General features: G+C 39.7%; 19 protein-coding genes and 2 pseudogenes. 2 read left to right on the top strand and 19 right to left on the bottom strand.

Features of this window, described 5'->3' with window-relative positions:
• The first annotated feature begins 18 nt into the window (after positions 1-18).
• Positions 19-1,109, top strand: a pseudogene (gene glf, locus HCN_RS03140) (UDP-galactopyranose mutase).
• An 89-nt stretch (positions 1,110-1,198) separates the two neighbouring features.
• Here glf and HCN_RS03145 read toward each other — a convergent pair.
• The 19 genes and pseudogenes from HCN_RS03145 to HCN_RS03235 form a co-directional block, all read right to left on the bottom strand.
• Positions 1,199-1,999 (bottom strand): HesA/MoeB/ThiF family protein, encoded by an 801-nt coding sequence (locus HCN_RS03145; RefSeq protein ID WP_014666516.1) that lies wholly within the window; start codon positions 1,997-1,999, stop codon positions 1,199-1,201.
• Positions 2,000-2,002: 3 nt separating this feature from the next.
• Complete coding sequence (locus HCN_RS03150; protein WP_014666517.1) at positions 2,003-4,363, bottom strand: DUF7494 domain-containing protein; 2,361 nt, start codon at positions 4,361-4,363, stop codon at positions 2,003-2,005.
• Positions 4,364-4,401: 38 nt separating this feature from the next.
• Positions 4,402-5,865 carry an NADH-quinone oxidoreductase subunit NuoN gene (gene nuoN, locus HCN_RS03155; RefSeq protein ID WP_014666518.1) on the bottom strand — a complete coding sequence of 488 codons (1,464 nt, stop codon included), beginning with the start codon at positions 5,863-5,865 and terminating at the stop codon, positions 4,402-4,404.
• Position 5,866: 1 nt separating this feature from the next.
• Positions 5,867-7,453 carry an NADH-quinone oxidoreductase subunit M gene (locus HCN_RS03160; protein WP_014666519.1) on the bottom strand — a complete coding sequence of 529 codons (1,587 nt, stop codon included), beginning with the start codon at positions 7,451-7,453 and terminating at the stop codon, positions 5,867-5,869.
• 5 nt (positions 7,454-7,458) lie between these two features.
• Complete coding sequence (nuoL, locus tag HCN_RS03165) at positions 7,459-9,330, bottom strand: NADH-quinone oxidoreductase subunit L (protein WP_014666520.1); 1,872 nt, start codon at positions 9,328-9,330, stop codon at positions 7,459-7,461.
• A 3-nt stretch (positions 9,331-9,333) separates the two neighbouring features.
• Positions 9,334-9,636 (bottom strand): NADH-quinone oxidoreductase subunit NuoK, encoded by a 303-nt coding sequence (nuoK, locus tag HCN_RS03170; RefSeq protein ID WP_002956318.1) that lies wholly within the window; start codon positions 9,634-9,636, stop codon positions 9,334-9,336.
• Positions 9,633-10,154, bottom strand: a complete 522-nt coding sequence (locus HCN_RS03175; RefSeq protein ID WP_002956319.1) for an NADH-quinone oxidoreductase subunit J — start codon at positions 10,152-10,154, stop codon at positions 9,633-9,635. Before HCN_RS03175 ends, nuoK begins: the two co-directional genes overlap by 4 nt.
• Positions 10,147-10,851 carry an NADH-quinone oxidoreductase subunit NuoI gene (nuoI, locus tag HCN_RS03180; RefSeq protein WP_002956320.1) on the bottom strand — a complete coding sequence of 235 codons (705 nt, stop codon included), beginning with the start codon at positions 10,849-10,851 and terminating at the stop codon, positions 10,147-10,149. Before nuoI ends, HCN_RS03175 begins: the two co-directional genes overlap by 8 nt.
• Before the next feature lie 9 nt (positions 10,852-10,860).
• Positions 10,861-11,850, bottom strand: coding sequence for an NADH-quinone oxidoreductase subunit NuoH (nuoH, locus tag HCN_RS03185; RefSeq protein ID WP_041309591.1), 990 nt, complete (start codon positions 11,848-11,850; stop codon positions 10,861-10,863).
• Positions 11,851-11,855: 5 nt separating this feature from the next.
• Positions 11,856-14,378 carry an NADH-quinone oxidoreductase subunit G gene (locus HCN_RS03190; protein WP_014666522.1) on the bottom strand — a complete coding sequence of 841 codons (2,523 nt, stop codon included), beginning with the start codon at positions 14,376-14,378 and terminating at the stop codon, positions 11,856-11,858.
• The gene (locus tag HCN_RS03195) at positions 14,375-15,211 is read right to left on the bottom strand and encodes a hypothetical protein (RefSeq protein WP_002956323.1); all 837 of its coding nucleotides are present in this window, start codon (positions 15,209-15,211) and stop codon (positions 14,375-14,377) included. The genes HCN_RS03190 and HCN_RS03195 overlap by 4 nt, the downstream gene beginning before the upstream one ends.
• Positions 15,208-15,435, bottom strand: a complete 228-nt coding sequence (locus HCN_RS03200; RefSeq protein ID WP_002956324.1) for an NADH-ubiquinone oxidoreductase subunit E family protein — start codon at positions 15,433-15,435, stop codon at positions 15,208-15,210. The genes HCN_RS03195 and HCN_RS03200 overlap by 4 nt, the downstream gene beginning before the upstream one ends.
• A 10-nt stretch (positions 15,436-15,445) precedes the next feature.
• Positions 15,446-16,675: an NADH dehydrogenase (quinone) subunit D gene (gene nuoD / locus HCN_RS03205; protein WP_014666523.1), complete on the bottom strand. Its 1,230-nt coding sequence runs from the start codon at positions 16,673-16,675 to the stop codon at positions 15,446-15,448.
• The gene (locus HCN_RS03210; RefSeq protein ID WP_014666524.1) at positions 16,672-17,415 is read right to left on the bottom strand and encodes an NADH-quinone oxidoreductase subunit C; all 744 of its coding nucleotides are present in this window, start codon (positions 17,413-17,415) and stop codon (positions 16,672-16,674) included. Before HCN_RS03210 ends, nuoD begins: the two co-directional genes overlap by 4 nt.
• A 25-nt stretch (positions 17,416-17,440) precedes the next feature.
• Positions 17,441-17,950, bottom strand: a complete 510-nt coding sequence (locus tag HCN_RS03215; protein ID WP_014666525.1) for a NuoB/complex I 20 kDa subunit family protein — start codon at positions 17,948-17,950, stop codon at positions 17,441-17,443.
• Positions 17,932-18,337, bottom strand: a pseudogene (locus HCN_RS03220) (NAD(P)H-quinone oxidoreductase subunit 3). Before HCN_RS03220 ends, HCN_RS03215 begins: the two are co-directional and overlap by 19 nt.
• Before the next feature lie 184 nt (positions 18,338-18,521).
• On the bottom strand, positions 18,522-19,319 hold the full coding sequence (locus HCN_RS03225; RefSeq protein WP_014666527.1) for a sulfite exporter TauE/SafE family protein: 798 nt from the start codon (positions 19,317-19,319) through the stop codon (positions 18,522-18,524).
• A gap of 35 nt (positions 19,320-19,354) precedes the next feature.
• The gene (locus tag HCN_RS03230; RefSeq protein ID WP_014666528.1) at positions 19,355-20,284 is read right to left on the bottom strand and encodes a ribose-phosphate pyrophosphokinase; all 930 of its coding nucleotides are present in this window, start codon (positions 20,282-20,284) and stop codon (positions 19,355-19,357) included.
• A gap of 52 nt (positions 20,285-20,336) precedes the next feature.
• Entirely contained in the window at positions 20,337-21,263 is a 927-nt protein-coding gene (locus HCN_RS03235; RefSeq protein ID WP_014666529.1) for a hypothetical protein, read from the bottom strand.
• Between the two features lie 90 nt (positions 21,264-21,353).
• Between HCN_RS03235 and der the strand changes: the two genes are divergently transcribed.
• Entirely contained in the window at positions 21,354-22,937 is a 1,584-nt protein-coding gene (gene der, locus HCN_RS03240) for a ribosome biogenesis GTPase Der (protein WP_014666530.1), read from the top strand.
• Positions 22,938-22,978 lie beyond the last annotated feature (41 nt).

Genomic DNA, 22,978 nt, shown 5'->3' on the forward strand with positions numbered 1-22,978 from the left:
GATAAAAAAGGAAAAAAAATGCTGTATCAAAATGTAATTGTAGGGGCAGGGTTAGCAGGGCTAACATTAGCAGAGAGATTGGCAAATATAAAGGGCGAACAAGTCTTGATTATTGATAGTAGGGAACATATAGGCGGAAATGTGTATGATTATGATGAAAATGGCATTTTGGTGCATAAATATGGCACACATATCTTTCATACAAATGATAAGGGAGTGTGGGATTATCTTAATCAGTTTAGTAGATTCTATCCTTATATACACAAGGTACAAGCTCTTGTAGATGGGGAGCTTGTGCCCGTGCCTTTTAATCTTAACTCCCTTTATATGCTATTCCCTATCTCTATGGCACAGGAGCTAGAATCTATACTTTTAAAACATTACACCTATGGGAGTAAAGTCTCAATGCTAGAGATTCAAAATACCCAAGAACTTAGCTTTTTAAGTCAATATATCTATGAAAAGATTTTTTTACACTATACGCTTAAGCAATGGCAGTGTAAGCCAAATGAGCTAGATTCTAGCGTGTTTGAGCGTGTGCCTATCAGTATCAGTAAGGACGATAGGTATTTTTATGATAAGTATCAAGGGATACCTATGCAGGGCTATACAAAAATGTGTGAAAATATGATTGATAATAAAAATATCAGTGTAAGGCTTAATACAAAATGGCAAAAAGTAAGGGAGGATATACAATATGAGCGTTTGTTTTTTTGTGGAGCAATTGATGAATTTTTTGACTATGAGCTTGGGGAGCTACCTTATAGAAGCCTAGAGTTTGAATTTATGCGTTTTGAGAAAGAGTATTTTCAAAGTAACGCTGTGGTAAATTACCCAAATAACTATGATTATACACGCATAGGTGAGTATAAATATTTTTTAGATACAAAAAGCAAACATAGCATTGTGAGTTTTGAGTATCCAATTCTCAAGGAGATGAGCGTTATTATCCTATACCTAATCAAGCAGCTCAAGTGTTGTATCAGTCTTATAAGGCAATGGCAGAGAAACTTAAAAATGTATATTTTGTAGGGCGACTTGGGGAATATCGCTACTATGATATGGATAAGGTTGTGTCTCGTGCACTCACACTTTTTGATGAGATATGAAGCTTCTAAAAGAGGCGAATAATGCAAGTCTATTTGCAAATGTTTTTCAGTATAATTTTCATTTTTTAGATTCTAATTGCCAAAAATATTTAGAGACTACATTCTTTTTGTGCATAGCTTTGGAGCTGTGTAATACCATTTTCCCCGCAAACGCGACATTGCGGATTTCTTTTTAACCCAACTTTGCGAAAAGCCATAGAGAGTGAATCAAAGCTTAAAAGCTGATTGTAAAGTGGTTCGCCTATGCCTGTGATGATTTTTAGCACTTCTGTGGCTTGAATACTCCCTAGAATCCCAGCTACCGAGCCAAATACCCCAGCTTCCGCACAGCTTGGCACACTGCCTTGCGGTGGTGGGCTATCAAAAATGCACGCATAGCACGCACTTTCTTTTGGCTTTATGCTCATACTCTGTCCGCTAAATCGCAAAATCCCCCCGTGCGAATAGGGTTTATTGAGTAGCACACACGCATCGTTTATGAGAAATTTACTCGCAAAGTTATCGCACCCATCAACAACAACATCAAATTGAGAGATAATCTCAAGGGCATTATGTGAATCTAGCATAGATAAAAATGGCGTGATAGTTACATCGGGATTCATAGCTTGCAACTTTTTTTGAGCGGATTCTACTTTGGGAGTGCCAAGATCTGCAGTGGAGTGCAATATCTGCCTTTGCAAATTGCTTAAATCTACATTATCAGCATCAATAATGCCTATTTCCCCAACCCCTGCTGCGGCTAGATAATATGCCACAGGGGAGCCTAGCCCCCCAGCCCCCACTATCAGCACTTTAGATTCTAAAATCTTTTCCTGTCCCTTGAATCCACACTCCCGCAGACTAAAATGCCTAGCATATCGCCTTAACTGCTCTTGGCTAAAGTTATACATTGACTAATTGCCTTTAAGAATATTTAGGGCTTGTGTGCATAGACTTTTCCACGCACCTTCATAGTTGATATTCACGCATTGTTCAAAGGCTGCTTGAGAATCCTGCCCACTTGTTTTTAGCACAGATCCTTTGAGGTAGAGAGCCTTTTGCTTATTGTCATCATTTATATCTTTTTGTAAAAGCTTATCTAGCACATTGATGGCTTCATCAAATCGTTGTGTGCGGATATAGCTTTGAGCTAGGGCAAAATCCACATAAGGAGAATCTGCTGTGTCATTTGTGAGATTCTGCAAACGCAGTATATCTTTAGCATAAATTTCAATGCCTAGCTCATCTTTTTGAGATTCTGCGTTTTTTAGTAGGGCGAGATTGACTTGAAGCATTTTTGGATTATCAGCTTGAGTTTCTTTTAAAAACGCATAAGTTTGGAGCATTCCCTCTTTGTCATCAAGGCTTGAAAGGGTATTAAAGAGTGTAAAGCCCACATCATAATATTGTGTCTTTTTAAGACTTTTAGCCAAAGTGAGTGTATCTCGTCCAGCACGAGCTGTGCTTTTCTCATCGCCAAGTTTGGCAAAATTAAGCGTATCTCTGTAAAGCCACGCAAGTTTTTGCTCTACATCTTTGCTTGATTGTGCCATATTTTGCGAGATTTGTGCGGCTTGTTTATTGAGTGCTAGGGCGTAAAGGCAGTCAAAAAGTGGCATTTTCTCACTCTCTTGCAATGAGGCGTTTGGATATTGTAAATAATAGTTTGAAGCCTGTTTGCAGTCATTGTCTTTTAGACTTTGGTGCAACAAGGCATTATAAGATTCACCAATGATAGGATCATTTTTAAGCATATCTTTTAATGCCAACACTTCTTGGTATTTGCCCTCACCAAAAAGCGTTTGGGCTTTGAGTGAGAGAGCTTTTTCTTGTTCGGGTGAATTGGCGTAATTCCCAATAATATAGTCATATTTTTCGATTTTAGAATCTGCACTTTCATCTTGGGCTAGAGCAAAAAGTAGCTTATCGTCCCTATCTTTAACTTCTTCAGCTTTTGGACGATGCTCAAATTCTTGCAAAAACATCTTATTAATCCTGTGTGCGTCCTGCGTGGCGTTTGCCCCTTGATACCAAAGACTAACATTGTTAAGTAAATCTTCCGCGGAGACATCGTCATTTGGGAGATTGTCATAGAGATATTCCCCAAGTTGTGCGGCAATGAGAAAAAGCTGCTCTTCAGCTAGGAATTTTAAAAATTCATAGGATTTTATTGGATATTTTGTAATATAGCTTGGATTGACTTTAAGCATAGTTTCTAGGAGCTTTTGGGCTTGTTCTTTATCGTGATTTTGCAGACGGAATTTACTCCATTCAATGGCTATGGCACTCGCACTATCAAGGTCTTTTGCTTCTTGGTAAGCTTGGGCAAAGAGCTTTGAGGCAACACTAGAATCAGAGCCTGTATTGAAATTTTTTGCTAAAGCCATTTTTGAGAGTGGCATATAGCGAGATTCTGGATATTCGCTTATGGTGCGTTCAAAATAGTATTTTGCCTCATTTGGAATCTTCATATCCGCATAGGCATTGCCAAGATAATATAAGACTTCTGGAACATTAGAATCTGTGGGGTATTTTTTAATCCATTTTATTCCCATATCCACAATCATATCGCTGTTTTCAACAGAATCAAAATGCTCTAATGCCCTTAGGCGATATAGCAGTAAATCTTTGGTAAAAATGGTTTGAGGATAGGCAATGAGCGTTTCATCTATGGCTTTGACTGCTTCAATATGGTTGTGATTGTTAATGAGTGTTTTAATGTGATTGTAGGCTTCAAAGTCCTCACCCTCATCATAATGCAAAGGACCCCTATCTATATCTAAATCTTTAAAAAAAAGCTCTTTGTTTTTTATGATTTTGATGGGGAAGTTTAGCCCTTTTGGCTTTGCCTGATTTGCGTAGTCATTCAAAAAAGGGATTATTTCTTTGTAGCCAATAACTTGCCACGAAGTGCTTAACTTTGGTTGTTCTTTTGTAATGGGGGTTTGTTTTTTTAAATCGCTTGGTGTAGCAAAGAGCTTGATTTTATGCTTTGGCTCCACATAGAGATAGAATCTCCCATCTACCACACGACTCCAAAAGCGGAAAAAAAGTGTCTCTGTCGGGGAAAAACTCGCAATAGGCATTCTATCAAGAGTGCAGACAATATGTGTTACTTCGCCTTGTGTGTCGTGATTTTCTTGGCACTCTAGCGGTTCTTTATGGGCAATATTAAGGACAGAAAAATGCTCTTTTAATTCCTTGCCGTAGTTTATGGTAACATCTAAAGCAAATAAAGGCACACAGCATAATAGCACCACCCATAATATCCGCACTTACACTCCTAAGGTGGCTAACTTTAAGCCACTAGATTCTAATATATTTTAAGATAGTATGAGATAATATCAAGCAAATTTTGGACCATAAACATACAGCCCACACTCATAATCGCACAAATGCCGATAGCAACCTTGCTTGAAAGCTCAAGTGGTGGCTGATAATCCCCAATGCCATTTGAATCTTTAGCAAAAACATATACTACAAGCTTAAGATAATAAAAGCCCGCTATGGTGCTATTTGCCACCATTACCAAAGCTAGGAATATATAATCCGCACTCAAGGCTTCTAAAATCAAATACATCTTACCCCAAAAGACAGAAAATGGCGGGATTCCAGCAAGGGCAAACATAAAGAGACTTAAGAAAATGGCTAGGGTTGGGTTTGTCTTTATCATTCCGCTAAAGCTTTTAAAGGAGTGATTGTATTTAGAATCTGCACTAAGCCATAAGATTCCAAACGCTCCAAGGTTAGCAAAAAGGAATAAAATCCAGTATAAAAAGACAATGCTAAAGGCTTCCTGCGTGCCAATGAGAATAGCAGCTAAAACAAAGCCAGAGTGTGAAATTGAGCTATATGCAAGCATTCTTTTGACATCTTTTTGGGCTAGGGCTATGAGATTTGGTAGGGTTATACTTAGCACCACTAGTGTGTATAGCGTGTATTCCACAAAGGGGCTATGGGATTTTAAGAATATGCTAAATACGCTTATAATTACACTAAAAGCGGCAATCTTTGGCACAATAGAAATAAATGCGGCTAAAAGTGAGTTTGAGCCTTCATATACATCAGGCACCCAAGTATGAAAAGGCACCATAGAGATTTTGAATCCAAAAGTAGCGATTAAAAATGTGAATCCTGCAAAAACAAGGATTGAAGATTCATAATTATGTTGGAGCAAAAACTTTGCGATACTCACAAGATTCACACTACCCGTTGTAGCATATAAAAGCATCGCACCAAAGGCGTAAAATGCCGTAGCTAAAGCTCCCATAACAAAATATTTGATTGAAGCTTCAAAGGCGACTTGCTTATTATGCAGGGCGATTAAAGCATAGATTGATAAAGAGGCGGTTTCTAAGCCAAGCAGGATAAGGATAAGATTCTGACTTGACACCATAAAGCTAAAGCCAACTAATGCAAATAATAAAAGTGCGTAAAACTCCGCATTTTGTGTCTCATCAAAGGCATTTTGACGCATAAAAAATAGCAGTAGTATAAGCGTGGTGATAAGCATAATAATTTGAGCAAGGAGCGAGATTCCATCTATAAGCAGCATACCAAAAAAGCCCGGGGCAAAAAGCGGATTTGCCTCAAGGATAAGGAAGCCAAGATTGACTATGACAAATAAAAGGGCGATTGTAATGTATAAATCGCGAGATTTGATTTTATTAAACACGCCAACGCCAAGCAGCACAATGCCGCCAAGCAGGGAAATACTCATAGGGATTAGGAGTGATATATTGAGTTGAGTGAGTGAAAAACTCATAGATTCTGGCATTTTATTCTCCTATTCGTGGGATAAATAGCACCCCATCATCATTGAAATCTTGCGGAATGTTACCAAGGGGATATTCTAGCTTTTCTTCGGCATTATCCATTGTATTGTCTGTGGCGGGATTAGTGAGCTGAATCTTTGCGGCAATAACTTGACTAAGTGTCTCTGCACTTGTGCTAATAGGCGTAAGCAGGGGCTTTGGATACACACCTAGCCATATAATTATCACAAGAATGGGGATAAAGACAATTTTTTCTCGTAAGTTTAAATCTTTTAATGTCGTGTATTTTGGCAGAGCAGAGCCAAAAAAGACTTTTCTAAACATTGTAAGCATATAGATTGCTCCCACAAAAAAGCTACTGCCTGCTAGAAAAGCAATGATTGGATTAACTTGAAAAAATCCATATAGGCTTAAAACTTCGCCTACAAAGCCCATTGTGAGTGGTAAAGCAAGAGAGCACATCATCACAATTCCAAATACGCTACTATATTTAGGCATACTATGGGCTAGTCCTTGCACATCTTGTAAATCCTGCGTTTGTGTGCGTGTTTGCAAGACTCCAACAAGCATAAACAACGCCCCCACAACCACGCCGTGAGCCACCATAAAAAACACCGCTCCACTTAAGCCCTCTGTATTAAGTGAGAAGATTCCAAGCACGATAATCCCCATGTGTGAGAGAGAGCTATACGCGAGAAAGGTTTTAAGATTTGTTTGAGCAAGGGCTATAAACGCACCATAAACTACCATAAACACGCAAACAAGCCCAATAAATAAGGAAATATTACTACTCGTAAAAGGAAAAAGTGGCAATACAAGTCGCAAAAGCCCATAAGTCCCCATTTTGCTTAATACCGCAGAGAGTAAAACCGAGCCAACAAGTGGAGCTTGAGTATAGGCGTGTGGTTGCCAAGAGTGAAGCGGAAAAATAGGAATCTTAACTGCCATACCAATAAAGAAAGCCACAAAGAGCCATTTTTGCGTGTCTATATCAAGTGAGATTTGATACCAATCAATAAGATTAAAGCTCCAAGCCCCCATAATAAGAAAATATTGATAAGCAAAATACAAGATTCCAACAAGCATAATTAAAGACGCCCCAAAAGTGTAGAGAAAATATTTGATTGAAGCATAGATTCTTCTCTCTCCGCCCCATACACCGATAATATACAGCACAGGCAAAAGTGAAAGCTCCCAAAAAATATAAAACATCATCACATCAAGTGCGCTAAATACGCCCATTACAATGCTTTCAAGGAATAAAATGGCGATAATAAGCGGTGTCCTTAAATATTTGAAAAAATAGAGTGTAAGGAGCGTGATAAAGGCATTAAGCGTAAGTAAGAAAAGCGAAATACCATCAATCCCCACAAAATAGCTGATATTATAAGAAGAGATAAGTTCATAATGCGTAGATAACTGAATCCCGCCATAATTAACATTAAATTCATTCCATAGCAACGCCACAAACAGCAACTCAAGTATGCCAACAAGAATGGCAAAAATACGACTATTTTCACCCTTTAGCACATAAAGCAAGAGTGCTGCAAAGGCTGGAAAAAATATAACAATATTTAAAAGATAATTCATCTATTTTACCTCCACATAAAGTAAATGCCACACGCAAAGAGCATAGCACAAAGCCCAAGGCACATAAGTAGAAGCATACGGGAAAGTGAGCCATTTTGTAGAAGTGAAAGTTTAAGACCCAGAACTCTTATAAGTAATGCTAGAGAATCTACAAATCTATCAATACCCCCAAATTCAACCTTTTGCCACAGAAAGTGAGCGCATTTGTAATAGGGCTTAATGAAAATTATCTCATACAGCTTTGGGATATAGTATTGATTGCTTAGAATCTTATATAAAAAGTTAGATTCCCAAAAGGCTGAAAATCCACCACGAGCATATTTGATAATAGCAAATAGCACACTTAAGCCCACGAGCCCCAAAGTCCCGCCAATCAGCAAGATATGTGTATCGTGTGAAATCTCAAGTGAAAAAGCAGGAAAGGCATTTTTAAGGAAAGATTCAAGCACCCCGCCAAACCCAGCGATAATGGCTAAAATCATCAAAGGCAACATCGCAAGAAGCATATAGGAATACGCCTCGTGGGGATGTTCGTGGTGATTTTGCTTAACAAAAAAGACAAGCATAAGCAACCTAAAGCTGTAAAATGCGGTAAAAATCGCACTTAAGAGTAAAACTATCCAAATAATATTGTTATGAGTGAAGGCAACTTCTAAGATTAAATCCTTTGAAAAGAATCCTGCAAAGGGGTAGATTCCAGCTAGGGCAAGAGAGGCAATAACCATCATAATCATCGTGTAACGCAGACTTTTATGCAGTCCGCCCATTTTTGTAATATCAAGCTTATCATTCATCGCGTGCATAACATTTCCAGCACCTAAGAATAAAAGAGCCTTGAAGAAGGCGTGTGTGATAAGATGAAAAAGTGCTATGGCATACGCTCCAAGCCCAGCAGCTACAAACATATAGCCAAGCTGCGATAGGGTAGAGTAGGCAATAATGCGTTTTAAGTCCTTATTGACAAGTGCCATACTCGCTCCAAAAAACGCCACAAACGCCCCAAGTGAAGCGATGAAAAAGCCAACATCAGCAATCATCTCATACAAAGGAAAGCACCGCACCACGAGATAAACCCCAGCGGTTACCATCGTAGCGGCGTGAATGAGCGCAGAAACCGGTGTGGGTCCCTCCATCGCATCGGCTAGCCAAGTGTGGAAAGGGAATTGTGCGGACTTACCCATAGCTCCTACAAAAAGCAAAGCCCCAATCCACATTAATGTGCTTGTATCAAAGTCATTTGATTTAAGTGCTAGGAATACTTCATCATATTTCAAGCTTTCACAAATATAAAAGATTAAAAATATTCCCATAATTAGGGCAAGATCGGCGATTCTATTCATCACAAAGGCTTCAATGGAGGCAAAATTTGCGCTTTTTCTTTCATACCAGAATCCAACGAGTAAGTATGAGCATAGCCCCACACCTTCCCAACCGGCAAAAAGCCCAAGGAAATTATCACTCATTACGAGCAATAGCATTGAAAACACAAAACCGCTTAAGTAGCTAAAATAGCGGTTAAATCCAGAATCTTGCTTCATATAGCCAATGGAATACACAAACACCATAGTAGACACAAGGCTCACAACCAGCATCATACTCGCACTCACACTATCAATCATAAAGCCAAATGAGCTGTAAAAATCCCCCGCTTCAATCCAATCTAAAAAATCAATATGAATCACAATGTTGTTATGATAAATTTCCCAAAAGATAAGAATGGAAGCACATAAAGAACAGAAAAGTAGCAAAGTAGGCGCAATCCCAACAAGCAAAATCTTTCTTCTATGCCCTAAAAACGCGGCAAAAACTGCCCCAGCTAGTGGAGCGAAAAGGGCTAGATAAGTAAGCCAAATGAGTGTTTGAGTGTCAAGTCTCATAATTTATCCTTTAAGGCTTTTAAGTGTGTTTATATCAAGTGTATGGTGCTTTTTATACCAAATGACGACAAGCCCAAGCCCCACGGCGATTTCAGCGGCGGCAATGGCAATAATAAAAAGCGCGAAAATCTCTCCATTCAAGTCGTGTAAATACGAGCCAATGGCAACAAAGCCGATATTGACAGCATTTAATAGAATCTCTGTTGAAAAAAACAGCATAAGGATATTTTTTCGCCTTAGGATTCCAAATAGCCCAATGCAAAACAGCAGAGCGGATAAAAGTAGATAGTGATTAAGGCTTATCATTTTTGCTCCTTTTTAACACTTAGAACTATGCCTGCAACCATCGCTACAAGCAACATAAGTGCGGCAAGTTCAAAGGGGATGAGGTATTGCGTGAAAAGCACATAGCCAATTTTTTGAATATTACTCATCTCAGCAAAATCAAGCAAATTTGCTGAATCTGCGATAGTCTCAAGCTGATTGCCAAGTAAAGGCAGCCCAAACATTATTACTAGCACCACGCATATCCCCACACACAGCACAGAGACTACCCATTCATTCTTGCGAGATTCTATAACATCTTTTGAAGTGTCAAAAAACATCATCGCAAACGCATAGAGTGCGATCACAGAGCCACCATACACGACAATTTGCACCGCCCCTATAAACTCCGCCCCAAGTGTAAAAAAGATTCCAGAGATGAAAATCATTCCACCTGCTAGGGCAGTCATCGCATAGATAATACGCGATGAACTCACCACAATAAGAAAGCTGACAATACATAATGTGCTAAAAAGATAAAATGAAATACTCTCAAACATTAGCACTCTCCTTTGGATTATTATCATTTGTTGCACTTTGTGTATCGCTAGGCTTTGTAGAATCTTGCAAGGCTTGTTGTGTATTTTGTGAATCTTGTGTGGATTCTTGTTTTGTAGAGTCTAGCACATAGCTTAAGGGAGTTTTTATCATACGCTCATCGGCATTGTAGGACACAGAGCCAAAGCCACCATATTCTATGAGTGAAGATTGAGATTCTAAAAGTTCAGGTTTGAAGCCAAAATGCGCTCTTTGCACACTTGCATTCTCAAAGCCCTTGCCGTGTATGATAGCAAGTTCGGGGCAGACTTCAGCACATAATCCACAATAAATACAACGCCCAAAGTTGATACTATAATCTAAGATTTTTTTACGCCCATCTTCGCCCCTATCGGTAATAATGCGTATGCAGTTGCTCGTGCAGATTTTTTCACATAGCCCACAGCCGATGCAGCGTTCATTTTCAGATTCTAAAAGTCTTTGTAATTTGTGAATGGCTCTGTATCGTGGGCTTAAGGGATTAGATTCTAATGGGTATTGCACCGTAACATTTGGGGAGAAAAACGCACCAAGTGCGGTTTTTAAGCCACTTAACAAATCAAGGCTAAAGCTTGTTTTGAAAGTGAGTGCAACGCGTGAGAGAAAAAGCTGTTTTTCACGCTTATTACGGGGCGGTAAGATTCTGTATTCTGTTTTCATAGCACACTCCTAGAGAAGTAAAATACAACCAGTGATAAGCACATTTAAAAGTGCAAGGGGAAGCATCACTTTCCAGCACATACGCATAAGCTGGTCAGGTCGCACATGCGGGAATGAAGCTCTCACCCACATAAACAAAAAGATAAAAAAGCATACTTTTAGCAAAATAGCAATGCCACCGGGGATAAAGCCTAAATCATTAAATCCACCGCAAAAAATAAGGCTTAGAATAAACGCAGTGGCGAACATATTCGCATACTCGCCGATGAAAAACATACCCCATTTTAGCCCACTATACTCACTTGCAAAGCCAGCTGTAAGCTCTGCTTCGTGTTCAAGCAAGTCAAAAGGTGTGCGGTTTAGCTCCACATACGCAGCAATAAGAAAAAGCACAAAGGCAAGAGGTTGTTTAAACAAAAGCCAATCAAATATGCCGCCTTGCTGATAGTTATTAATATCCACAAGCGATAAGGAAGCTACAATCATCAAAGGTGCTAGGAGAGATAGCATAGTAATCACTTCAAAGCTCAAAAACTGCAAAGCCGCCCTTGCTCCGCCAATAAGCGACCATTTATTCCCAGAGCTTAGTCCAGCAAGAAGTGGTGCGTAAATCCCACAAGAGCCAACCGCTAGGATAAATAAGATTCCAACATTAATATCAGCAATAATAGGGCGAATCGTGTAGCCAAAAAGCTCAAATTCAGGGAAAAAGGGTATAGGTGCCATAGCGACAAAAGCCGTTATAGCGGCAATTGATGGTGCTAAGATAAATATGGGTTTTATGGCATTTTGCGGGATAATATCCTCTTTTGTAAAAAGCTTAATCCCATCGGCAACAACCTGCAATAAGCCATAAGGTCCTACATAGTTTGGTCCAATGCGTTTTTGAAAAAAGCCCAAGACTTTGCGTTCTAAATAAGTGTCAAACCCAGCTAATGCTGAAAAAATAAGCAAAACAACTAGAATCTTAAGAATAGTTTCAATTATGCCACCAGTCAAATCACTCATAACGCACTCCTTGTAGGCTCGGATTCAGGCTTAGATTCAGCCATTTTGCCGCTTAGCTCGGCTTTCATTAACTCCACTTTAGCCCATTGATTTTGAGCAAAGATTCTATCCGCCCCTTCAAGCATAGGATTGATAAGAAAATATGGTTCGCTCAAGCGATGATCTATGTATAACACCCCGCTTACTTGCGTTGTAGAATCCCAAAGCGTGATTAAATCTCCCTCTTTCATACCTAGCTCTTCAAATAACGCATTGCTCACATAAATGCCTATTTTATTTTGTAAATGCACACTTGAAGCGGTGTAGGCGTTAAATTGCGAGGGCGAGTGGAGTTTGTAGGCATTATAAGTTTGATAATGCGGTAGCTCTAGCTTATTAGATTGAGATTCTGCTAGTGGTGTTAGGGTGATTGATTTGAAGCGATAGCCCCGCATATCAGTGCCATCATTGGCAAACTTATTTTCAAAGTCATCAAACTCACAGCCACAAATAAGGCTTGTGTAATCAATGAGATATTCCCCCTTCATACCAAAGGCTTTAGCAATATCGCTTAAATCATAGCCTTTAAATGTAAGGGCAGGTTTTAAAGGCAAGATTCTGCTATCAACGCTTGTATAAGTGCCCTCCATTTGATTGATAGCAGGCAAAATAAAATCAGGCGATTGTGTAGGGCATTTTTGGCTATCATCTATACTAACACAATCAGATTCGCATACAAAATCCCCGCTTGTGCGGTAGCCTATGCTGTATGTAGAATCTGCTCTTTTTGGGCTAAAATCACAAATCATCGCTAGTCCAAGGGCGTTGGCAAATGGTGGAATGAGTAATACTTTTAACGCCCCTTTATGCTCTAAGATTCCAAGAATGTGAGCTAGAATCTGTGCTTGTGGATTTTCATATATTTCTGCTCCAAGCACAAGCAGTGGGGTATTTTGAAGTATTTGCTTCAGTGTGTCAAACTCATTGATATTGGCTTCAAGCAAGGCTTGAAACTTCACCTCTTCTTTTGTCTCTTTTATTATTTCTGTAATCTCTTGCTCTATCTCCTCTCCTGCCTCATTTGTGCTTGTAATAGTCTTTTTCACTTCTCTTTCAATGGGCGTTGTAATGGTGGTTTTACTTTCAAGCAGGGGTGCTAGAATCTGCCGCAATGTGTGAGATTCTACATCTTCATTATTTTCTACATTTTCTAAATACGCAAGGGCAATCGCACCAACAGCAACGCCTAGGGCATCCTCACGATAGGCAATGTGCGTGAGTGATTTGCTTAGGCTTGTCATCAGCGTATCATTGAGCGGGTGCATATAGATAGCGTTAGAGCCTTTTTGGAGTTTAAGTTTATTATTTAGCATATAGCGTAAGGTCGGCACTTGGTAGTTTATCGCACTGCCTAGGATAATGACATTTTGTGCGTTTTTAAACTCATCTAAATGATTGAGATTTGTCTTTTGAGCGTGTGTCAAAAAGGCATTAATGAAGTTTTTAAAATCTAGGGCTTCTTGGTTGTGAAGTGTGAGATTCTGTATCTTAGCGATGTGATTTAGCACAAAGGCCTCTTCATTTGTTGTTTGATTGCCTACATTAATAGAATCTGCGTTCTTAAAGGCGTTAATAGCAGTTTGTAGATTCTGCTTAGGCTCCGGGCTTGAGCTGACATCATAGGCATAGCGTCCCGCCCCACAAATGGGATTAAAGTAGAAGTCATTTTTTACGCGGAAAATATGCGGTGTGCCAAGGCTATCATTATGACGGACATCATAGGTGATTTTACAGCCCATAGGGCAGTGCGGACAGGTGGAATCTATCTTTTTGAGTTCCCACGCATTGGCTTTGTATTTAAAGTCATTTGTGCTTAATGCCCCCACAGGACATACGCTAATGCACTCTCCGCAGTCAAAGCAAGGCGTTTCGCCCACAAATGCGATTAAAGCCTTTTGCTTTCTAGCCCACACGCTTAGGGCATCCTTTGGCATTTTCTCTTTCCATACTGCTGTGTCAAGCACCTCTAAATCCGCCTTTTGTGCTTTTAAGTTATTCTCCCCTAAGTTGTCCTTACAGGTTGTGGCACATCGCTCACACATAATGCAAAGATTAGGGTCATAGACGACTTTTGCCCAAGTTTTATGGGGCTTGTCATTTTCTCTAATGTGATAATTTTGCGAAGTAACATTCATTTTAAGCGTGTAGTTTTGCAGCTCACATTCCCCACTTTTATCGCACACACCGCATTGCAGTGGGTGATTGACATCATAGCTTTGCATAATAGCATTGCGTTCTTCCATAATCTCGGGCGTATGGGTAAGGATATTCATACCATCTTTTGCCTTTGTGTTGCAAGAATAGCTGCGTTTCCCATCAGCGTCTATCATACAGAGCTTACACGCCATAGTAGGAGAGCAACCAGAGAGATAGCAAATCGCTGGAATCTCAATGCCCTCTTTACGCGCGATATTAAGGATACTCTCTCCCTCAACGCAAGAGATAGCTTGATTATTGATTGTAATGGTAATTTTACTCATAATATCACCTCTACTTTTTTGTAAGGATAGCCTAGATTGACATTAGACACATCAGGGAGATATAAAAGGGCGATTGTGCCTTTGAGTGAGCTATCATATTGACATTGCGTTAGAATCTGCTGGGATTCAAAGCCTAGTGTAATGCTTGTTTTATCCTGCAATTTGAATGCTGGAGCAAAAAGCGGTGGTGCTTTAAGCAAGGGTGAATCTATTGTGCTAGCATAGTCGTGCTTAGGCATAACGTAGATAAAATTTCCATTAGATTCTGGGAGCTGCTCACAGGGTGAGAGATTAGCCTCCACACTTTGACTTGGGCTAATAGAATCTATGAGTTCAGGCATAATAATTTCTATATTTGTGAGTTTGCTTAAAAGCCCAAGTATATGGGCAATATCCTTGGCATTTGGGTGCTGGGCTAGTTCAGAGCCTAGCACAAGAGCAAAGCTTGAAGGGTTGAGAAAGATTTTAAGTTTTTCTAGCTCTTCTTCTGCGAGATTAGATTCCGAAGAGAGAAAGCCCACATCAAGCTTATCAAGCATACCATTAAGCTTTGATGTAAGGGCAGAATCTATCCCATTTGGTTGAAATACAGATAAAAGCGTGTGGGCTAAAAGCCACGCTACACCAAACTCCGTGCCAATCTCATACCTAGCAAAATGTGTAATTTGCTCATTGTTTTCAAGCAATGGAAGCGGATGCAGAATAAAAAGCTTAGAATCCGTATCTATCTTTTCCCATAAATAGCCAAAGCTAAGAAGTGTTTTGTGGCTTGTTGGGCTTGTTTGTATGGGCTTATTTGAAATATTGCTTAAGATTCTAGCAAAGGCTTTCATTTTGCCCTCCTTACAACAATACTCCAATCCACTTCATTAAATCGCAAACTATTCAGCAACTCATCACCACGATTAAGCACACAATCAATGGCTTTTTGAACATTATTAAAATCTCTCACTTCAAAGAGAAATATCGCCACTTCTCCTTGAGAAAGCTCATCGCACAACTCACTTAATCGCTTTTCAAAGTCATTTGCCAAATGTCGCAAATCATATCGTCTCATATCTCTCCTTTTACCTATCCACTTCGCCAAATACGATATTTGTTGAACCAATAATTGTTGGAATATCCGCGACATAATGTCCTACTAAAAGCTCTTGTAACGCTCCTGTGTGATAGAAGCTCGGTGTGCGGATTTTGAGCCTATGCGGAGAGGGCATTCCTTGAGAGTTGATAAAAAATCCTAGCTCCCCTTTTGGAGATTCAGTTGGGACATACACTTCCCCAACAGGCGGACGCATACCTTGTGTAACAAGCACAAAATGCTGCATTAAAGAATAATTTTGCGTCATAATATCTTCTTTTGGTGCAGAAATATAGCGGACATCTTTTGCCATTATCTCACTTGGTGTGCTTGGATACATAGTCATAAGCTGCTTAAGAATCTTAATAGATTCATAAATCTCTTCAATATAGAGTTGATAACGCGCATAGCAATCGCCCTCATTTGCCACAGGCACTTCAAAATCAAGCTCATTATAAAGCTCATAAGGATTATGTTTGCGAATATCCCACTTAATCCCACTGCCTCGTGCCATAATCCCACTTAAGCCCCACTGCTTAATAAAATCTTGTGAGACTACACCCACATCTTCAAGCCTTATACGCCAGATTCTATTTTTATCAAGCAATCCACGCACAAGATCAAGCGTTTTAGGCACGCTTTGGGTAAATCTTTCCACACTTTGTAAAAAATTATGTGGCAAATCAAGTGGCACACCGCCTATGCGGATAGCATTATGCGTAAGCCTAGCCCCGCAATAATCCTCCATCAAATCAAGTCCATATTCACGCTCAATAAAGCAATACAAAAAGATGGACAACGCCCCAACATCCATACCGTGAACGCCAAGGAAGAAAATATGCGAGATTATGCGATTAATCTCTAAAAGCATCGTGCGAATAACTTTAGCACGCAGTGGCACTTCCACGCCTATAAGCTTTTCAACCCCTAGAGCAAAGGCGTAGTTGTTACTTGTAGCAGCAATGTAGTCTAGCCTATCGGTTGTTGGCATAAACTCATTGTAAATCATATTTTCAGCCATTTTTTCAATACCACGATGAAGATAGCCAATATCGGGTGTAGCTTTGATGATTTTTTCATTTTCTAGCTCAAGGATAAGGCGGAGCTGTCCGTGAGCTGAAGGGTGCTGTGGTCCAAAATTGATCACCATTTTGTCATTTTCTTGTTCAAAAAAGATATTTTCAAAGTTTGGTTTAAGTTTGGTGTAGTTTTGCTTCATCGGCGTTCCTTCAATTCCTTGCTTGACTTAAAGGATTTCAGCAGGGCTGGAGCTTTAGATTCTTGATAGCGAGATTCAAAACTAATGGCAGAGAAGTTTTTATCATCATTTCTATCAATCCTTGCACTATCGCGTTGCTCTGCTCCAATAATTTCTCGGTATTCCTTGCCAAAGATTTTATCCACTTCATACCACGCAGCATATTCATCACCTTGCAAAGGGTAACTTTTAAGCAAGGGGTGTCCTACCCAATCTTTTGGCATAAGTAGCCTTTGTAAATAGGGGTGTCCATCAAAGATAATCCCAAACATATCAAAGCACTCTCTCTCGCCCCAATTCGCACTTTTAAAGAGTGGTGTGAGCGAAGTGATATGTTCCCCTTTTTTGATTTTTGTTTTTATTTTAAGACGCTTAGAGCTTGTATCCTCAAGCTTAAGAAGCAGGTAAAAAAGCTCAAATTCATTATTTTCCTCTAGCTTATCAATCGCACTCATCTCTGTTAAAAAATCATAGCCCAAAGCGTATAGCTCTTTAATGAGTGGTAGAATCTGTGTGGATTCTACCCAAAGTGTGATGAGATCATTTTGGATATAGCTTTGTGTGATAGGTGTATGCAGGGCTTGAAGAAAAGATTCAAACTCACCTAAAGGGAGCATTGGCGAAGTCGGCATTACATCAAAGCGGTTTGTGTAATATATGCTTTTTTGTGCGTTAGCCTTAGGGGGATTTTGTCGTATCATTTTGCACCTCTTGTGTATTTGACTTTTATACAAGTCGCTTTGGTTTGATTTGCGGGATAGCTTTTTGTTTGCGGATTTTTTGCTGAAGCACCATAACTGCGTATTGCAAAGTCTCTGGTCTAGGCGCACAGCCGGGCAGGTAAATATCAACGGGGATAATCCTATCCACCCCTTGAACGGTTGAATAAGTATTAAACATTCCGCCCGTATTGGCACAGCTCCCCATAGAGATGACCCACTTTGGCTCGGGCATTTGGTCGTAAAGTCGGCGGACAAACTCGGCGTGTTTTTTTGTTACCGTCCCTGATACAATCATCAAATCCGCCTGTCTAGGCGAAGCACGAAAGATTGTCCCAAATCTATCTAAATCAAAGCGGCTGCCACCTGTCGCCATCATCTCAATCGCACAGCACGCCAAGCCATAAGTAAGCCCCCAAAGTGAATTGCTTCTCCCCCAATTCAGTAGCTTATCCACACTGCTAAGGGCGATGGGAAGTCCCGCACTTTGTGTATAATTTACTTGATGCTCTGCCACGATAACGCTCCTTTCTTCCACGCGTAGATAAATCCTACAACCAAAAAGGCAATAAAGCTTAACATTTCAAAAAACACAAAATTCCCAAGCCCAATGTATGTGAAATATTTAAAATCTATCGCCCAAGGAATCATAAAAATCACTTCAATATCAAAAAGGATAAAAAGCAGGGCAAGGATAAAAAAAGTGCGTGGAGATTCTATTTTGCTGCTTATTTGGGGTAGGACCGCACTCGTAGGTTGAGAGTTTGAGCTTTTCCCTATCCTTTTTTGCCATTTTTCTTGAGATAATGCGTTGCAGTCTTAGTGTGAGTGTAAAAGCAACACTTGTCAGCACAAACAGCACAAAAACGCCAAAATATGGATGTTCAAAGACGGAATGACTCATCTTGTTCCTTTTTGTTGTTGTAATTTGTATGCGATTGTAGTGTATAGATTCTAAAAATCAGTATGTTTGGTTAAAAAATACTTTACAAATATCAAAAAAGAGTTACTTTTTTACTCCCAAAACTATGTGCGATTATTGATTTAGGTAGATTCTACACAGATATAAAAGTTGTGTAAATTAAGGCTTATATTAAATACCCAAGTGATTTATAGACTTCATAACAACCAAAGATTATCATACCAAACGCACCGAGGCGTAAAAAGAGAAGGCGTTTGTTTTGCAGGGCTGCACTTAAGATTCCAAGTGTGAATAGTGGCGGAATGGTTGTAGCTCCAAAAAGAATCATTACAATCGCTCCATTTAGCCCATTCCCAGCGATTGTAGCTGTAAGTAAAAAATAATACACAATGCCACAAGGCAGTAAGCCATTGAGCAAACCGAGTATGTATATACGCCAAAGTGAAGGCTTAAGTAAAAAAGGACGAGTGAGAGCAATGAGCTTTTGCAGGGGCTTTGGCGTGAGAGAGCTAAAAAGGGCATTAAGCCTAGTAAAATTAAAGCTAGAAAGTCCAAAAAGCACAAGCAAGATTCCCACTATAAGTAAGATAATAGCCTTAATCTGCTCGTTTAAGCTAAGAAAATGTCCTAAACTTCCAGCGATAAAACCAAGTGTGGCGTAAGTAGTGATTTTGCCAATGTGATAGCTTAGGTGCAGGGGGATTTGAGTGAAAAATTGCGTGAATAGTGATGAGAATTTAGAATCTTGTAAATTTTGCCCTTGTGTCTGTATAGTGGCATTTAAGGAATCTTTGCTAGATTCTAAAGAGTGAGTTTTAGCGTTCTTATGGGTTTTATGGGGGGTTCTATGGGCTTGATACAAGCTTGTATAAGCTACCACAATGCCCCCACACATTCCCACGCAATGCCCTAAAGAAGCAAAAAAAGCAATGCTTAAAAGCGTGGCAATTTCTATATGCTCCATTGATAGAATCCTGCACTTGAGCTTAGAATCTAGCCTTAGATAAAGAGTGAATTGACACTTTCATTGTGATAGATTCTGCGTATGACTTCGGCAAAAAGCGGTGCTACGCTTAAGACTTTGATTTTGGGGTGGGCTAGTCGCAAGGGGATAGAGTTTGTTACCACAACTTCATCAAGTGAGCTTTTAGCAATGCGTTCAATGGCTGGTCCGCTTAGCACGGGGTGTGTGCCTAGAGCCATTACACTATTTGCCCCACGCGATTTTAGCACATCAGCAGCCTTACACATAGTCCCCGCAGTATCAATCATATCATCTACTAAAATCACATCTTTCCCGCTCACATCGCCGATGATATTCATCACTTCACTTTCATTTGCCCTTTCACGCTTTTTATCCACAATCACTAAGTCCATTCCCATTCTATCGGCAAAATACCTAGCCCTTGCCACACCACCAATATCAGGTGAAGCGATAATGGGATTTTTAAACGGCTTTTGTCGCAAGTAATCAGCAAATACGATTGAGCCATAAAGATTATCCACAGGTATATCAAAAAAGCCCTGAATCTGCCCGGCGTGCAAGTCCATCGTAATCATCCTATCAATACCGCTTTGCTCAATGAGATTTGCCACAAGCTTGGCACTTATTGGCACACGAGGGGCAGCCTTCCTATCCTGCCTTGCATAGCCAAAGTAGGGAATGACGGCATTAATGCTATTTGCCCCACTGCGTTTTAACGCATCTGTCATAATAAGAAGCTCCATAAGATTATCATTTGTTGGAGTGCAAGTGGGCTGAATGATAAAAATATCCTTGCCACGCACAGACTCGCCGATTTGGATATTGATTTCGCCATCACTAAAACGATTGATTGTTGCTTTTGAGAGAGATATATCAAGATATTCGGCAAGTTCATTGCTAAAAAGTGTGTGGGCTGACCCACTAAAAATTTTAAAACCACGCATAAAAATAGCCTTTGGAATGAGATTTTTGCATTATAACAAACTCCTTTTACATTTAGCTAAAAATGTCTTCATTTTCAGTGATACTACATTCTAAAAATAGCTCTAGTTTCCCTTCGCTTAGCAATCGCGGATTGATTTTTCTATCAAGGTTGATTAGCATTTCACTTTTATTTCTATCACGGATAAACTGCCGTGTTTGCACGATATGACAGGGCGAGTTTAGAATATTCTCATCAAATTGCGTAATAGCATAAACTTGCTTAATCTCTTTTGGCTCTTTATTTGGCTCACTTAGCTCTTCAAGTATGAGTTTGAAGCGTTTTGGGGCGATTTTGTCATAAAGGCTTGAGCCTTTCTTGCTTGAGTAGTAAAAGAGTATATCTTTGCCTTGATTATAGATTTGTGTCGTGCTAGAGCTTGATTTGAGTGTGCGGACATTGAGCTTAGAATCTTGCTGATTAAGGAATGAAAGCAGGGCTTTAGATTGTGGCACAAGCACATAGGTGTTGCCATAGAGTAAAATCTCCGCATCTTTATCCTGCAAAGGGAAGATTCCACCCTCATTCACAAATATTTCATTTTCCAAAGAAGCAGAATCCGCTTGTGTTTGGGGTTTTGAATCTTGCTGGGATTCTAAACTCACACTTTGTAAAGAATCTGCCAATACAGAATCAAGGGTGGAATCTACAAAAAGTGCTGGGGATTGCTCTTGTGAATTAGATTCTAAACTTATAGATTCTGGATTTTGAGCTTCTGTATTTTCTGTTATATTTTGTGAATCTTGCAGGGCTTCATCACTTGTATGAACTTGATTTGCGTGAGTTTGAGATTCTGTATCTTTTTGAGAATCTAGCTTTGTTTCTACTTCATTAAAATCAGCGATGATAGAAAATGTGCTGTTTGGCGATGTGGTGTCTAAATCTTTTGCAATCCCAAAAGAAAGCCAACATATCCCAACACATATAAAAAACTTCCGCATTTTTAGAATCCTTTTATGAAGTTTTATTAAGAAAAAACACAACTTTAGCTAACATATCGTTAGAAAAAGATTTTATTTAAGAGTAGTGTAATGAAAACAATAGCGATTTTAGGCAAACCAAATGTCGGCAAAAGCTCCCTTTTTAATCGCCTTATCAAGCAACATTTGGCTATTACTTCAAATGTGAGTGGCACAACGCGTGATGTGAAAAAGGCGTGTTTTGAGATTAGCGGGGTTGATGTGGAGCTTATTGACACAGGTGGGCTTGACAAAGCTCAAGGGCTATTTGCTAAAGTGAGTGAAAACTCACTCAAAGCTGGGGCAGAGGCGGATTTAGTGCTGTATATGGTAGATGGAAGCCTTTTGCCACAAGATGATGATATAGCTTATTTTCGTAAGATTCAGCGTTTGCAAAAGCCCTTGATACTTGTAGTAAATAAAGTGGATAATGATAAGATAAAGCAAAGGGCGTGGGATTTTAGCTCCTTTGGTGCCAAAGATATGAGCTTTATCTCCGTGCAGCATAATCGTGGCTTAAGCCTTTTGCTGGAGATGATGTTTGAGCTCTTGGATTTAGCAAAGGAGCAGAATCTTAATGCTATACTGAAGTCTCAATTTGAAAATGATACAGAATCTAACGATGAGAGCTTGGAGGAGTTTTTAGATACGCTAGATTCTAAGGAGCAGGATAAAGATAGTGAAGAGTGCATTGCCGTTGGGATTATTGGGCGTGTGAATGTCGGCAAAAGCTCACTACTGAATGCCTTGCTTGGCAAGGAAAGAAGTGTGGTGAGTGAAGTGGCGGGGACGACTATTGATCCTGTTGATGAAACGGGGGAGATTTTAGGACAAAAGGTGCGTTTTGTAGATACGGCTGGAATCCGCCGCTCTAGCAAGATTCTAGGGATTGAAAAGTTTGCCCTTGATCGCACAAATAAGGCTTTGGCTCAAAGTCATATTGCCATTTTAGTCCTTGATGCGAGTGAGCCTTTTGTAGAGCTTGATGAAAAGATTAGCTCTCTTATCCCCAAACACGCACTAGGCGTGATTGTGGTGCTAAATAAATGGGATAAACGGCATAAGGAATTTAAGGAGATTATGGCGGAGTTCAAACGTAGATTTGGCTTTTTATCCTTTGTGCCGGTGATGACTTTATCTGCGTTAAATGGGCGGAATATTGAGAAGCTAAAAAGCGAGATTCTAAAGGTATATGAGCGATTTTCATATAGAATCCCAACGAGTGTATTAAATGAATGTGTAGAAAAGGCGACACAAGCTCATCATATCCCAAGTGATCACGGCAAGATTGTGAAAATCTACTATGCTACGCAATATGCCACACACCCGCCACAAATTACCCTTGTGAGTAATCGCCCACAGAGTTTGCACTTTAGCTACAAGCGATATATCATTAATGTATTAAGAGAGCATTTTGACTTTCAAGGTGTGCCTTTGCTGCTTAGTGTGCGGGGGAAAAACAATAAGGCTGAAGTGGAAAATGAAAATACAGAATCTCAAAAAATAGAGCCAACAAAACAAAAAGACGCAAAATTTGCTAAGAAGCGAGATGTGAAACAGACTAAGAATGTTAAAGGTGCTAAAAAGGATTCTAAAGATTCTAAAAAAGACAAAGAAGCAAAAACAACAAAAAGTAAAAATACGCGTTTTGTGTGAGTATGCTTATGTATTGAAACACAGGGGCAAAATAAAAGAAT

Origin of the sequence: Helicobacter cinaedi PAGU611 (genome assembly GCF_000284635.1) — a bacterium.
GTDB lineage: Bacteria > Campylobacterota > Campylobacteria > Campylobacterales > Helicobacteraceae > Helicobacter_C > Helicobacter_C cinaedi.